Annotated in this window: 13 protein-coding genes; 3 read left to right on the forward strand and 10 right to left on the reverse strand. The window is 44.2% G+C overall.

The window, feature by feature from the left end:
- Nucleotides 1-21: 21 nt before the first annotated feature.
- From bamA to rpsB, 9 genes are all read right to left on the reverse strand, one after another.
- The gene (bamA, locus tag L3V36_RS15185) at nucleotides 22-2,427 is read right to left on the reverse strand and encodes an outer membrane protein assembly factor BamA (RefSeq protein WP_004734344.1); all 2,406 of its coding nucleotides are present in this window, start codon (nucleotides 2,425-2,427) and stop codon (nucleotides 22-24) included.
- Nucleotides 2,428-2,475: 48 nt separating this feature from the next.
- A complete protein-coding gene (gene rseP / locus L3V36_RS15190; protein ID WP_017079406.1) occupies nucleotides 2,476-3,834 on the reverse strand; it encodes a sigma E protease regulator RseP in 1,359 nt (452 codons plus the stop codon).
- On the reverse strand, nucleotides 3,831-5,039 hold the full coding sequence (gene ispC / locus L3V36_RS15195; RefSeq protein ID WP_102441399.1) for a 1-deoxy-D-xylulose-5-phosphate reductoisomerase: 1,209 nt from the start codon (nucleotides 5,037-5,039) through the stop codon (nucleotides 3,831-3,833). The genes rseP and ispC overlap by 4 nt, the downstream gene beginning before the upstream one ends.
- Before the next feature lie 51 nt (nucleotides 5,040-5,090).
- Nucleotides 5,091-5,933: a phosphatidate cytidylyltransferase gene (locus L3V36_RS15200; protein ID WP_017084153.1), complete on the reverse strand. Its 843-nt coding sequence runs from the start codon at nucleotides 5,931-5,933 to the stop codon at nucleotides 5,091-5,093.
- Between the two features lie 15 nt (nucleotides 5,934-5,948).
- A complete protein-coding gene (locus L3V36_RS15205) occupies nucleotides 5,949-6,701 on the reverse strand; it encodes an isoprenyl transferase (protein WP_029222668.1) in 753 nt (250 codons plus the stop codon).
- A 98-nt stretch (nucleotides 6,702-6,799) separates the two neighbouring features.
- Complete coding sequence (gene frr / locus L3V36_RS15210) at nucleotides 6,800-7,357, reverse strand: ribosome recycling factor (RefSeq protein WP_004734349.1); 558 nt, start codon at nucleotides 7,355-7,357, stop codon at nucleotides 6,800-6,802.
- Between the two features lie 98 nt (nucleotides 7,358-7,455).
- Complete coding sequence (gene pyrH, locus L3V36_RS15215; protein WP_017072669.1) at nucleotides 7,456-8,187, reverse strand: UMP kinase; 732 nt, start codon at nucleotides 8,185-8,187, stop codon at nucleotides 7,456-7,458.
- A 156-nt stretch (nucleotides 8,188-8,343) separates the two neighbouring features.
- Nucleotides 8,344-9,189: a translation elongation factor Ts gene (gene tsf / locus L3V36_RS15220; protein WP_017072670.1), complete on the reverse strand. Its 846-nt coding sequence runs from the start codon at nucleotides 9,187-9,189 to the stop codon at nucleotides 8,344-8,346.
- Between the two features lie 138 nt (nucleotides 9,190-9,327).
- A complete protein-coding gene (gene rpsB, locus L3V36_RS15225) occupies nucleotides 9,328-10,062 on the reverse strand; it encodes a 30S ribosomal protein S2 (protein ID WP_004734351.1) in 735 nt (244 codons plus the stop codon).
- A 458-nt stretch (nucleotides 10,063-10,520) separates the two neighbouring features.
- On the opposite strand from rpsB, the gene map reads away from it, so the two are divergent.
- The 3 genes from map (at nucleotide 10,521) to L3V36_RS15240 (ending at nucleotide 14,761) form a co-directional block, all read left to right on the forward strand.
- Nucleotides 10,521-11,399, forward strand: coding sequence for a type I methionyl aminopeptidase (gene map / locus L3V36_RS15230; protein ID WP_004734352.1), 879 nt, complete (start codon nucleotides 10,521-10,523; stop codon nucleotides 11,397-11,399).
- A gap of 138 nt (nucleotides 11,400-11,537) precedes the next feature.
- The gene (gene glnD / locus L3V36_RS15235; protein ID WP_017084157.1) at nucleotides 11,538-14,159 is read left to right on the forward strand and encodes a bifunctional uridylyltransferase/uridylyl-removing protein GlnD; all 2,622 of its coding nucleotides are present in this window, start codon (nucleotides 11,538-11,540) and stop codon (nucleotides 14,157-14,159) included.
- 218 nt (nucleotides 14,160-14,377) lie between these two features.
- Complete coding sequence (locus L3V36_RS15240) at nucleotides 14,378-14,761, forward strand: DUF3461 family protein (RefSeq protein WP_004734354.1); 384 nt, start codon at nucleotides 14,378-14,380, stop codon at nucleotides 14,759-14,761.
- Between the two features lie 68 nt (nucleotides 14,762-14,829).
- On the opposite strand, the gene L3V36_RS15245 is transcribed toward L3V36_RS15240, so the two are convergent.
- The coding region (locus L3V36_RS15245) for a transposase (protein ID WP_137406502.1) at nucleotides 14,830-14,953 on the reverse strand (124 nt) is incomplete at its 5' end.

The raw sequence follows: 14,953 nt of genomic DNA on the forward strand, positions 1-14,953 counted from the left end.
CAAAATATTGTCCTTTAAATATTAGAAAGTTCTACCAATGGTAAATGTGAAGAATTCTTCATCATCACCTTCGTAAATTTTAACGGGTTTCGCTAGAGAGAAAACCAATGGGCCCATCGGCGACATCCATTGAAGGGCTGCACCATAAGATGAACGGTAATTTGTTGGATCAGAGTAATCGTAGTAATACTGGCTGCCACTGTTAGGTGCACCACGGTCTACGAACTCGGTATCCCATACACTTGCCATGTCGAAGAAGACACTGGTTCGAATCTGGCTACGTGCTTCATCAGAAGCAAACGGCGTAGGTACAATTAACTCTAAACTTGCCAAGGCAACCGCATTACCACCAACCGAATCATCGGTTGCTGAGCTGTACGTAGGGTTGTTACCCGTACTGCTCCCGTAAACGGCTTTTGGACCCGCTGAGTTAGAGCCAAAGCCACGCAACGTTGTAAAGCCACCTGCGTAGTAGTTCTCGTAGAATGGGAACAAGTTATCATTACCATCCGTTTGACCGTAACCATTACCATAGCCTAATCGGCCACGCATCAAAAGTGTGAACTCATGCTTTTTGGTCAGCGGGATGTAATGTTTTACATCGTACTGAGCTTTGAAGTACTTAGCGTCAGAGCCTGGTACAGTCATTTTAGCGAAAGCACGTTGGTGGTTACCCTCGGTTGGGAAGAAACCACGGTTAAGGTTGTTACGAGTCCAAGAGATATTGATATCGAAGTCATCAGTTAAGATGTTTTCGTCACCATATTGGTCAATACTTCTCGCGAACTGTTCCACTTGGATATAAGTCGGAACGTTACCGATCTTGTTGTGCGTATAGCCAACACCAAATTCGATACGGTTCAGCTCATCCATAGGGAAGCCCCATGTCAGGCTGGTACCGTAACTTTGGTTGGTATAGTCGACAATACCCGCTTCAGAGGCTTCGAATTCGTTGTAGAAGATCTTACCGCCTAAGCTCACACCATCAAGGTTCCAGTATGGGTCACGGTAGTCTAAGCTCACGTTCTTTTGATAATCGTTCATCATGGCACTTACGCCAACACGGTTACCTGAACCCGCAAAGTTATCTTGTTGCAAACCAACTTGGAAGCTGACACCTGACTCGGTACCGTAACCAACACCAAAGTTGATGCTGCCTGAGTTCGCTTCCTTAACGTTGTAAACCAAGTCAACTTGGTCTTCACTGCCAGGAACACGCACTGTTTGTACATCAACCGTTTCAAAGAAACCTAAACGGTTAAGGCGGCTCTTACCGGTGTCAATTGACTTAGAGTTAAGCCAGCTGCCTTCCATTTGACGCATTTCACGACGTAGTACTTCATCTTTGGTCGAGTTATTACCCGTAAATCGAATATCACGAACGTAGATACGGCTGCCCGCTTCTACATTAATCACCAATGATACTTCTTTCGTCTCATCGTCAAATTCAGGAATAGTACGTACTTGTGGGTACGCATAACCAGACTCACCAAGAATACGTTTTACGCCCTCTTCTAGTGATGTCACAGAAGAGCCGTTGTACGTATCGCCGTCTTCAAATGGTACTAATGCTTCAAAATCAGCCTCACGACCAATCAGCTCACCGCGAAACGCGACATCTTTAACGGTGTAGGCTTCGCCTTCATCAATACCAAGCGTGATGTAAACGCCTTTCTTATCTGGAGAGATCGCTACTTGTGTAGAATCCACCTTAAATTTAAGGTAACCACGGTCAAGGTAGTACGATTTCAACGCTTCGATATCACCCGCTAATACTTGCTTCTGGTATTTTTCATCCGCAAGGAAATTCCACCATGCAACATCAACATTCAGGTTGAAACGGCTCAGTAACTCAGCATCAGAGAAGACTTCATTACCAATAAAGTTGATTTGCTGAATCTTAGCGGATACGCCTTCAGTAAATACAAACTTAAGGTCAGAACGGTTACGTGGCAAAGGTGTCACAACCGCTTTTACTGTCGCGTTGTACTTACCAACACTGTAGTAAAAATCTTCTAGGCCTTTCTCGATGTTACTCAGCGTTGTGCGGTCAAGGGCTTCACCTTCACGAACACCAGATGCATCTAGGTTCTGCTGAAGTTGCTCTTCTTTGATCGCTTTGTTCCCTGAAAATGAAATGCTTGCGATGGTCGGTCGTTCTTTTACTTGAACAACTAAAACACCTTCATCGCGAAGGACCTTAACATCCTCAAAGTTACCTGAAGCATACAGTGCACGAATGATCTCAGATACATCGCCTTCATCCACTTCATCGCCAATACGCACTGGCATTTTCAGTAGAGCTGCACCAAGTGCAACACGCTGTAAACCTTCGATCTTGATATCTTGAACTACAAAGTTTTGTGCTCCGTTCGCAGCCACACTAGTGGCCAATAGACTTGCGAACAGAATTTGCTTAATCGCCATACTTATTCTAATTATTCCTTGCTACTACCAATGCCTGTGAGAAACCATTCACAGACGAGTAAAATCATTAAATATTGCCAGAGCCATCAAAGAGAAGAGGATTGCACCTCCTACTCTGTATCCCATTTCCTGAATTTTTTCAGGGACAGGTTTACGAGTAATGGCCTCAATAGCGAAAAAGAGCAAATGTCCGCCATCAAGCATAGGCAGCGGAACCAAATTAATAATACCCAAATTGACACTAATCAGAGCCAAAAAGCCTAAGAAGTAAACCAAACCGTAATCGGCGGTTGTACCTGCGCCTTTAGCAATTGAAATCGGGCCACTCAAGTTGTTTAAGCCGACATCGCCAACGATGAGCTTCTTGAGCATTGTCAGCGTCAAACTAATGATTTGACCTGTTTTATCAAATGCTTTTCCTACAGACTCAATTACACCAAATTGTAACTCAAAGCGATAATCTTCTGGCCATTCTGCGACTTCTGGAGCAATACCCGCATAGCCGATTATTGAACCATCAGAAAGCTCTCGACTTTTTGGCGTCATAGACAACGACTGTTCAAAACCATTACGCAGTACAATAAGGTTCATGGATTTCATCGGGTTCGAGCGAATCAACTCAACAACCGACTGCCACTGTTCAATTGGCTGCCCATTAATTTCAACAATTTTGTCACCAGCTTCTAGCCCCGCAGAGTATGCAGCGCCATCATCAATAACTTGAGCAAGCACTGTTGATATCTCTGGAGAGTACGGTCTAAAACCAAGCGTTGTCATTGCAGACTCAGTTTCTGGGTTGAACGACCAGTCTGAAATATCCAATGTCATCTGTTGCTCAAAGCCAATATCGTCTTGAGAAGAAACCGTTACTGTCATGGATTGGTCACCAATATGTGATATCAAACCCATATTGACTGATTCCCAATCTGCGGTTTTGATTCCTGAAATAGATTTAAGTTCCATTCCAGTTTCAATTCCGGCTTGTGCAACAATAGATTGCGGGGTGACCTCACCGATCACCGGTTTAACCGCAGGCACGCCAATCAAAAATACCAGCCAATACGCAAACACCGCAAAGATAAAGTTAAATGCTGGGCCTGCACCGACTATCGCCGTGCGTTTCCACAATGGCTTCTTGTCAAAAGCGTATTGCTGCTCTTCTTCAGAAAGGTCGTCAACACGCCCATCGAGCATCTTAACGTAGCCGCCCAGCGGAATCACTGACAAGCTGTATTCAGTACCATCACGGCCGATCTTGCTCCAGATTGATTTACCAAAACCAATCGAGAATTTTTCTACTTTCACACCACAACGACGAGCAACCCAGAAGTGTCCAAACTCATGAACAGCAACCAGGATACCAAGCGCTACAATAAAAGATGCGAAGTTCCACAGAATTCCACTCATGCTAGCTGCTCTTTAATAAATTGAATGGCTATTTGACGAGACATATTATCTAGCTCAAGAAGGCTTTCCAAGCTATCTAAACCCTCAGAGCTATATTGTTCACATACTTTGCTCATAACATGCTCGTTAATGACAGCAATATCGGTAAACTTAACCCGATTGTTCAAAAAGGCATCGACTGCAATTTCATTGGCAGCATTAATTGCTGTTGTTGCATGCTGCCCTAGGTAGCACGCTTCAATTGCTAATCTTAAACATGGGTAACGGCTAAAATCGGGTTCTAGAAAAGTAAGCTCGCCCACTTTGGTGAAATCCAGAGGCTTAACGCCAGCTTCTGTACGCTCAGGATAAGACATCGTCAAAGCGATTGGCGTCGCCATATCGGGTTCACCCATTTGAGCAAGTACCGAGCCATCCTTGTACTGGACCATTGAATGAATCACAGACTGAGGATGAATAATGACTTTTAACTGTTCTTGAGAAGCATTAAATAGCCACTTAGCTTCAATGTACTCTAGACCTTTATTCATCATGGTCGCAGAGTCAACAGAGATCTTAGGGCCCATAGACCAGTTAGGGTGTGCAATAGCTCGAGCCGGTGTTACCGATTCTAACTCAGCAACATCCGTATAGCGGAAAGGACCACCAGAACCTGTCAAGAGAATATGGTTGATACCGTTCTCTTCCAGATTACAACGACCTAGATGGGTTTGTACATTTTGCGGTAGGCATTGGAAGATAGCATTATGCTCACTGTCTACAGGAAGTAGTTCAGCACCGTACTTTTCCACGGCGTCTATAAACAACTGTCCAGACATCACCAAGGCTTCTTTATTAGCAAGCAGAATACGCTTACCAGCCTTAACCGCAGCCATCGTAGGAAGTAAACCTGCCGCTCCCACGATCGCAGCCATTACCGTGTCCACTTCCTCTAGAGAAGCAACCTGACACATGCCTTCTGGGCCTGAAAGTACTGTAACGTTAGGGTAATTAGCGGACAGCATTTCAGTCAGCTGAGATGCTGCATCAGGGCAAGCCATAGCAATATAGCTTGGTTGCCACTTTTCAACTAACGCCAACATCTTTTCGACATTCGACCCGGCAGCCAGTGCCACGACCGAATAGAGATCTGGGTTTTGTTCAACGACTTTTAGTGTACTTGCACCAATTGAGCCGGTAGCGCCAAGGATAGTTAGATTTCGCATCACATATGACCGTAGAAATGAAATAAAGGGCAGAATCACTGCCCTTTATTATTAGAATGCTAAATAAAGCAAAGCAAAGACAGGGAATGCAGCCGTTAAGCTATCTATTCTATCAAGTATACCACCATGACCAGGAATCAGATTACTGCTGTCTTTCACCCCTGAAACACGCTTAAACATGCTTTCAACAAGGTCACCAAGAACAGAGATAACGACAGTCACAAGGGTAATTACAATCATGTGAAGAGGACTTGTGAATTGGATATCAAATAAGTCAGCAAAAATCCAAGCTATGATCACTGCTGTAATAATGCCACCAATAAGACCTTCAATCGTCTTATTAGGGCTTACCGCTGGTGCCATTTTACGCTTACCAAAACTCTTTCCTGAAAAATAAGCACCGCTGTCAGCTGCCCAAACGAGCAAACAAACAAACATCACCAATTTTGCACCGTGGTAAGGATCAACATCGATACCGTTAGCGCGCAGAATAACCACACTCCAAAAAAATGGCAGCAGAGTCAGCACGCCAAATGCGTGACGAAGGAGAGAAGAATCTTTCCATGCGGGCATAGACTTAGGGTAAGTCACCGCCATACCACTCGCTATTACCCACCAAATAGAGCCAATCGTTAGAATGGTGTAGTGAGCGCTAGATAAATGATTAAGGCTAAATGCATCAAAAGGGATAAAAGCAAAACTTGCAGCACTGACTACAACCGTTGGAATCAGCGCTAAATAACGCGATTTGCTTTCAACAAACTGAGTCCACTCCCAAAAGCCCAATAGCGAGATTACTGCTAGTGAAAGAATAAACGTGGGAAGTGATAACTCGAAAATACCTAGAATAACTAGGGGAGCTAAAATCAACGCCGTAATAATTCGTTGTTTCAAACCAAAAAATCCTTATTAACTGTCCATCAGAGCTTTAATTTGCTCACCAGTGCATCCAAAACGACGCTCGCGGTTTACAAACCAAGTCACAGCTTCTACTAAGCTGTCTTCATTAAAGTCTGGCCAGAATTGTTCAGTGAAATACATTTCGGCGTAAGCCAATTGCCAAAGCATAAAGTTACTAATGCGGCACTCGCCACTGGTGCGGATAAGTAGGTCAACTTCAGGAATATCTGCCATAGTCAGGTGCTGTGTAATCATAGCTTCATCAATGTCATCTACATTAATATCGCCAGACTTTACCTGTTGAGCAATTGAGGTCATTGCCTGCTGGATATCCCACTTGCCGCCATAGTTAGCAGCAATATTAATAACCATACCCGTATTGGTGCTAGTCAAAGCTTCTGCTTCTTCTATCTTCTTTTGGAGTCGATCATTGAAACGACTTTTATCACCAATAACACGCAATTGTAGATTATTTTTATGAAGTTTTTTTACCTCACTCGACAGCACTGAAATAAACAGTTCCATCAAGATACCGACTTCTTCTTCAGGACGACGCCAGTTTTCGCTACTAAACGCAAAAAGTGTAACGGCCTTAATGCCAAGTCTGGCAGATGAAGAGATGGTTTTACGAACGGCTTGAACACCGTTTTTATGACCAAAGACGCGAGGCTTGCCCTGAGCTTTTGCCCAGCGGCCATTACCATCCATAATGATAGCAATGTGTTTAGGAAGAGAGTCTGTGAACGCTTGAGAATTATGCATAAAAGAGTGAATCAAATTCTAATAGTCGAACAGAGTAGCATAAAAAAACGCTGAACCGTGAGTACAGCGTTTTTCCGGAAAGAAAAGAATATGGAAAATTAAACTTCCATCAACTCTTTTTCTTTAGTTGCTAGAACTTCATCTACGTTCTTAACCGCAATGTCAGTTAGCTTTTGAATTTCGTCTTGTGCTCTACGATCTTCATCTTCAGAGATTTCTTTGTCTTTCAGAAGTGCTTTTAGATCGCCATTCGCGTCACGACGGATGTTACGGATAGCAACACGGCCACCTTCAGCTTCACCACGAACGATTTTAACAAGGTCTTTACGACGCTCTTCCGTTAACGCTGGAAGTGGTACACGAATAACCGTGCCAGCAGACATAGGGTTTAGGCCTAGGTCAGATGTCAGGATTGCTTTTTCAACTAAAGGAGTCAGTGTTTTATCAAACACTGTAATTGCTAGTGTACGTGCATCTTCTGCAATAACGTTAGCAACTTGAGCCAAAGGCGTTGGTGCACCGTAGTACTCTACAGTAAGACCAGACAGTAGGCTTGGGTGAGCACGGCCTGTACGAATCTTTTGCAGGCTATTTTTAAGTGCATCTACACTTTTATCCATACGCTCTTGAGCGTCTTTTTTGATTTCGTTAATCACAATTTCACCTTGATTATGTTCTTTCTTCAAGAAAGCTTTTTATTTGGAGTGATAAGGATAAGCTTACCAAAGCATAACACCTCAGTAAGCCCGAAAAATTAGTCAGCGTCGCTGATTAATGTACCTTCAGTTTCACCCATAACCACGCGACGTAATGCGCCTGGTTTATTCATGTTAAATACACGGATTGGCATTTTGTGATCACGTGCTAGCGTAAATGCAGCCAAATCCATCACTTTAAGTTCTTTTTCAAGAATAGTGTTGTAAGACAACGTATCATACAGCTCTGCGTCTGGGTTTGCTACTGGGTCAGCAGTAAATACGCCATCTACCTTTGTCGCTTTTAGAACTACGTCAGCTTCAATTTCGATACCACGTAGACACGCAGCAGAATCTGTAGTGAAGAATGGGTTACCAGTACCAGCAGAGAAGATCACAACACGACCTTGACGTAGTTGGCTGATTGCATCTGCCCAGTTGTAGTCGTCACACACACCTTTAAGAGGGATAGCTGACATTACACGTGCATTTACGTAAGCACGGTGCAGGGCGTCACGCATTGCAAGGCCGTTCATTACCGTTGCTAGCATACCCATGTGGTCACCAACAACGCGGTTCATACCTGCTTCAGCAAGGCCTGCACCACGGAAAAGGTTACCGCCACCGATAACAACGCCTACTTGAACACCTAGTTCAACCAATTCTTTTACTTCTTGAGCCATACGATCAAGGACCGTCGCGTCAATACCAAAACCTTCTTCGCCTTGTAGTGCTTCGCCGCTAAGTTTTAACAGAATACGTTGATACGCCGGTTTAGGGTTCGTAGTCATGGAGTTTACCTTCCAAAGAGTTGATGATTAACAGTCATGGATAAAAACTGAAGAGCTCAGTTTGCATTCATAACAGCTAACAGCCGAAAAATAATTCATTATTCATAAAAAGACCGCAGCATTTGCCACGGTCTTTTTTAATCAATACACTAAGGATTAACCTTGTTGTACCGCTGCAACTTCGTCTGCGAAGCTCATTTCAGCCGCTTTCTCGATACCTTCACCAACTTCTAAACGAACGAAGGTAGTAACTGATGCGCCTTTCTCTTTAAGAATGTCAGCAACAGTTTTCTTAGGTTCCATGATGAAAGCTTGACCAGTAAGAGATACTTCGCCCGTGAATTTCTTCATACGGCCGATAACCATTTTCTCAGCGATCTCTTGTGGTTTGCCTTCGTTCATAGCGATTTCAACTTGAACAGCTTTTTCTTTTTCTACTACGTCTGCAGGTACGTCAGATGGGTTAACGTACTCAGGCTTAGAAGCAGCAACGTGCATAGCGATGTGCTTAAGCGTTTCAGCTTCGCCTTCACCAGCAACAACAACACCGATTTTCTCGCCGTGACGGTAAGAAGCAAGTGCAACACCTTCGATTAGCTCAACGCGACGGATGCTGATGTTTTCACCGATTTTAGTTACTAGCGCAATACGTGCGTCTTCAAACTTAGCTTGAAGTGCAACGATATCTAAACGCTCTGCTAGAGCAGCTTCAGCAACTTCGTTAGCGAATGCAAGGAAACCTGCATCTTTAGCTACGAAATCAGTTTGGCAGTTAACTTCAAGAAGAGCAGCAACGCCAGCGTCTTCTTTAATAACGATTGTGCCTTCTGCAGCAACGTTACCAGCTTTTTTAGCTGCTTTCGCTGCGCCAGATTTACGCATATTTTCAATTGCTAGCTCGATGTCGCCTTCAGCAGCAACAAGCGCTTTTTTACATTCCATCATGCCCGCAGCTGTGCGTTCACGAAGTTCTTTAACTAGAGCTGCAGTTACAGTTGCCATTCTCTATTCCTCAGTAAATTCTAAAAAAGATAAAAAACAGGGGCCTCATTAAATGGCCCCTGATATTGACTGTATTTAGCTTGCTTCAAATATCAATATGACACCTGAATATGAACTAAATATGGCTCAGAGCCGCTATTATTCAGCTTCTACGAAACCGTCTTTTTCAGCAGCAGCAGCGATAACAACGTCTTTGTTACGGCCTTCTTTAACCGCGTCAGCAGCAGCGTTAAGGTAAAGCTGTACTGCACGGATTGCATCGTCATTACCAGGAATGATGAAGTCAATGCCGTCTGGGTTAGAGTTAGTATCAACTACAGCGTAAACTGGGATACCTAGGTTGTTAGCTTCTTTAACTGCGATGTGTTCGTGATCAGCATCGATTACGAATAGAGCGTCAGGTAGGCCGCCCATGTTCTTGATACCACCAAGAGATTTCTCTAGCTTCTCCATTTCGCGAGTACGCATTAGAGCTTCTTTCTTAGTAAGCTTGTCGAAAGTACCGTCTTGAGCTTGCGCTTCAAGTTCTTTCAGACGCTTGATAGACTGACGAACAGTTTTGTAGTTCGTTAGCATACCGCCTAACCAGCGGTTGTTAACGTAGAACTGGTTGCTGTTGATAGCAGCTTCTTTAACAGCTTCAGATGCAGCACGCTTAGTACCAACAAAAAGAACTTTACCTTTCTTCTCGCCAACTTTAGCAATTTCAGCTAGAGCTTCGTTGAACATTGGTACAGTTTTTTCTAAGTTGATGATATGAACTTTGCTACGAGCACCAAAGATGAATGGCTTCATTTTTGGGTTCCAGTAACGAGTTTGGTGACCGAAGTGAACACCAGCTTTAAGCATATCGCGCATTGATACAGTTGCCATTTTAAAATCCTCTATGGGGTTAGGCCTCCACACTCCCCATGAATCCGACCCCTAACAACTAACCACTTTTCAGCCGTTATCTGTGTTGTTGAGGCACCCCGGAACATGTGTCGGAATGTGTGTGATTTAAAGAAATAAGTTAATGGACACAAAGCTTGTTTCGCCAAATGGAGAAAACAGTCCTGATGTCCGGCGCGCTTTATACCATATTTTGTCTATCTATGGCTAGAAAAAAATCTAAAAATGGCGACTGCTATACTGATCTTTGACACTGTATTTCTCTTATAAAGAGTATCAATAACACAAGAGACAAACTGTCTAAATTTGAACACTATTCAATCATGCTTAGTAATGTCCACCAGCATTATATGGGTATCAGAATGTTGCGCTAAAATACTGCACTGCTAGAATAGCCCCAATATGCACACTTAGGTGCTACCAAATTTAAGAGATATGCAATGGCTGTAAAAATTAAAACTGCTGAAGAAATTGAAAAAATGCGCGTTGCCGGCAAGCTGGCTTCAGAAATTCTAGAGATGATTGAACCTCACATCCAAGTGGGTACAACGACAGAGGAACTAAACCAAATCTGTCATGAGTACGCTCTAGAAAGAGGCGCATACTCAGCACCACTTGATTACCACGGTTTCCCTAAGTCAATCTGTACTTCTATCAACCACATCGTGTGTCACGGTATTCCAGCATCACAAGATGAGACGGGTAGCACAGGTCAATTCAAACCTGCAGTACTAAAAGATGGCGACATTCTAAACGTTGATATCACTGTGATTGTTCCTGATGACGAAAATGCTGATCTAAGTGTTCGTCCACAAGGCTACCACGGTGACACATCTAAGATGTTCCTTGTGGGTGAAGTTTCTCCAGCAAACAAACGTCTGTGTATGGTTGCTCAAGAAGCACTTTACGAAGGCATGCGTCAGGTTAAACCAGGTGTTCAACTTGGCCAAATCGGTACTGCTATTGAGAAGTACATCAAAACAAACAACAAGAACAACCCACGCGCTAAATTCTCTATTGTTAAAGATTACTGTGGCCACGGTATTGGTTCTGAGTTCCACGAAGATCCACAAGTCGTTCACTACAAAAACAGTGACCGTACCGTACTGAAAGCAGGCATGTGTTTCACAATCGAGCCAATGATCAATGCGGGTAAGTTTGGCTGTCGTCTAGATGACGAAGATAGCTGGACAGTGTACACAGCAGACAGCAAGAACTCAGCTCAGTGGGAACACACTCTGGTTGTAACAGATACTGGTTGTGAGGTACTAACACTACGCAGCGACGATACGATTCCACGTATCATGAAGAACGCTTAGTTCAACAAGCTGAATACCTCAGACTTTTAAAAATATCCTCGCATGTCGAGGATATTTTTTTATCCACTCAATTTCGATTTTCCATCAGCTTCTGTTAAATTGTTTACTATTCTCATTTGCTTGCACGGATAGCAGACTATGCCTTATCAATGTCCCCTTACGTTCAATGACGAACAAATTGAAATCTGCGAAATAAAAAATCAGCTCGAAATCTTCACGCAGTATCAAAAAAATGAATTTCTGAATCATCATCCAGTCACCGATTTGGTGCTGCTTCGTTCCGAATACATGGATTTGCTTCTCAATCGTTTATGGGAGCATTTTGGATTCAACAAACTGCCTCATATTTCACTTGTTGCGGTGGGAGGCTATGGCCGTGGTGAACTACACCCTTTGTCCGATATTGATATCCTCATCGTCTCGCAAAAAACACTGCCACCCGCACTGGGTGAAAAAGTCAGTCAATTCATTACCCTACTCTGGGACTTGAAACTCGAAGTCGGCCACGCGGTGCGTACCATTGCAGAGTGTCTTGAGATCGGCACCGATGATTTAACCGTTGCCACTAACCTGCAAGAGTCGCGCTTACTGTGTGGCAGTGAAGACACCTTCCAAGAGCTGAAGCTAAAGATTCATTCCGATTCATTTTGGCCAAGTGAGACGTTTTACAAAGCCAAGATTCAAGAACAGAGAGAGCGTCATGCTCGTTACCACGACACCACCTATAATTTAGAACCGGACATCAAATCGACTCCGGGAGGGCTCAGAGACATCCACACCCTGAGCTGGGTTGCGCGTCGACATTTTGGTGCAACGTCTTTATTGGAGATGAGCAAATACGGCTTTCTAACCGATGCTGAATATCGTGAGTTGGTCGAGTGCCAAGATTTCTTGTGGCGTGTTCGCTTTGCACTGCACATTGAACTGCGCCGTTACGACAACCGTCTCACGTTTGCCCATCAAGCTCAGGTAGCGGAACACCTGGGTTACAGTGGTGAAGGCAACCGTGGCGTCGAGATGATGATGAAAGAGTTCTATCGAACACTTCGTCGCGTAGCCGAGCTCAATAAGATGCTACTTAAGCTGTTCGATCAAGCGATCATCAATGGCGGTCAAACACAAGAAGCCGAGATTCTCGACAATGATTTCCAACGTCGAGGTTCATTGATCGAAGCGCGTAAGCCGGCCCTATTCCAAGCAAGACCAGAAACGATTCTCGATATGTTTATCCATATCGCGAATGACTCTTCTATCGAAGGGGTAAGCCCACCAACATTGCGACAACTGCGAACCGCACGTCGCCGATTGAATCGCTTCTTGCATACCATTCCTGAAGCTCGTGACAAGTTCATGGATTTGGTTCGCCATCCAAATGCACTGCACAAAGCCTTTAGTTTGATGCACAAATTGGGCGTGCTATCGGCCTATTTGCCACAGTGGAGCCAAATTGTTGGTCAAATGCAGTTTGATCTTTTTCACGTTTACACCGTAGATGAACACAGTATTCGCCTACTCAAACACATCAACCGCTTTGGCCAAATCGAGAACCACGATAAGCACCCTATCTGTTGTGAAGTGTATCCACGAGTTCAAAAGAAAGAGCTGTTGATTCTGGCGGCTATCTTCCACGACATCGGTAAAGGCCGCGGCGGAGACCACTCAGAAATTGGCGCTGTAGAAGCTTACTCTTTCTGTATTGAACACGGGCTATCAAAGCCAGAAGCCAAACAAGTCGCGTGGCTAGTACAAAACCACCTGTTAATGTCAGTGACCGCTCAACGCCGTGATATCTACGATCCGGACGTAATCACAGAGTTCGCCAAGAAAGTTCGCGACGAAGAGTCGTTAGAACTGCTGGTGTGCCTAACGGTAGCCGATATCTGTGCAACCAACCCAGAACTATGGAACAGCTGGAAACGTACCCTACTCGCAGAACTGTTCCATTCTACGCAGCGCGCACTGCGCCGCGGCTTAGAAAACCCGGTCGATGTCAGAGACCGTATTCGTCATAACCAGCAAATGGCATCTGCACTGCTGCGTAAAGAAGGCTTCACGGCTCGTGAGATTGAGGTGTTGTGGCAGCGTTTCAAAGCTGACTATTTCTTGCGTCATACACACACTCAAATCGCATGGCACTGTGAACACTTACTTCGCTTAGAAGATCCGAGTCAACCTTTAGTGCTTATCAGCCAAAAAGCGACACGTGGCGGCACAGAGGTATTCGTTTACTGTAAAGACCAAGCGGCACTTTTTGCGACCGTGGTTGCCGAGCTCGACAGACGCAACTTTAACGTTCACGACGCACAAGTCATGGTCAGTAAAGATGGCCACGTTTTGGATACCTTTATCGTACTGGATCAACACGGCGAAGCGATTGATGAAGCAAGACACAAAGCCGTCGCTAAGCATCTAACTCATGTTCTGGCTGATGGCCGCCCAACTAAGATTAAGACTCGTCGTACGCCACGTAACTTGCAGCATTTCAAGGTAAAAACCTTAGTTGAGTTCCTACCAACCAAGAGTAAGAAACGCACCTTGATGGAATTAAGAGCTCTTGATACGCCGGGGTTGTTGGCTCAAGTCGGTGCAACCTTTGCAGAATTAGACATTAACTTGCACGGTGCGAAAATCACCACCATAGGTGAGAGAGCTGAAGATTTGTTTATTCTGACCAGTGACGCGGGAGGCAGACTGTCTGAAGAACAGGAACAAGCGCTAAGAGAAAGGTTAACTGAGCATGTTTCAGAACTCGCACCTTAGAAAGCTAATTTAGTGCTAGAAGTAAGTTATGACTAAGAAACAAGTTTAGCTCTAGGAACAGCTTTAATAGCCAAATAAGTGTGGGCAAAGATAGAGAGCGATCTTGCCCACAACTTACAATCAATTCACAGATATCAACTATCTAGCTCGTCGTTAGGCTGCTACATTGATCAAGTCAATTACATAAAAGTATTACATTCATAACCTAGAGGTCGCTTATGTATCCAAACCTCACTGGCTTAGGTATTCACGAACCTAAACAGATTGAACGTTACTCCCTTCGCCAAGAAGCTCATAAAGATATCCTGAAGATTTACTTTCGTAAGCAGAAAGGTGAACTGTTCGCGAAAAGCGTTAAGTTTAAGTATCCACGACAAGTAAAAAGTGTGCTTGTTAGCGGCGGCAATAATCAATACAAAGAAGTGACAGAGATTAACCGCAACCTCACTCTTGTGATTGATGAACTCAACAAGATCACCAAACCTACGCCAACGGCTGAGGTAGATGTGAAGCAGAAGATCCTTACCGACTTACGCCACTTAGAGAAGGTTGTATCAAGTAAGATCGCAGAGATCGAAGCCGATCTAGAAAAGCTGAAATGATCCTGAGAATGGACAACTAACGACCTCGATTAGTTATTCCACTCAGATTGCACAGACATTAAAAAGGTTCATCGCGGCTTTCCGGGGAAAGCCGCTTTTATTTTCAAGAAGAAGTAGTCTGTATCTCGATACCCATACCCCATTCGCTTGATTAGCTTTATCTTGTTGTTTATCCCTTCCAGTGTGCAGGTG

It is taken from the genome of Vibrio sp. G-C-1 (assembly GCF_021728015.1).
GTDB classification, from domain to species: Bacteria; Pseudomonadota; Gammaproteobacteria; order Enterobacterales; family Vibrionaceae; genus Vibrio; species Vibrio splendidus.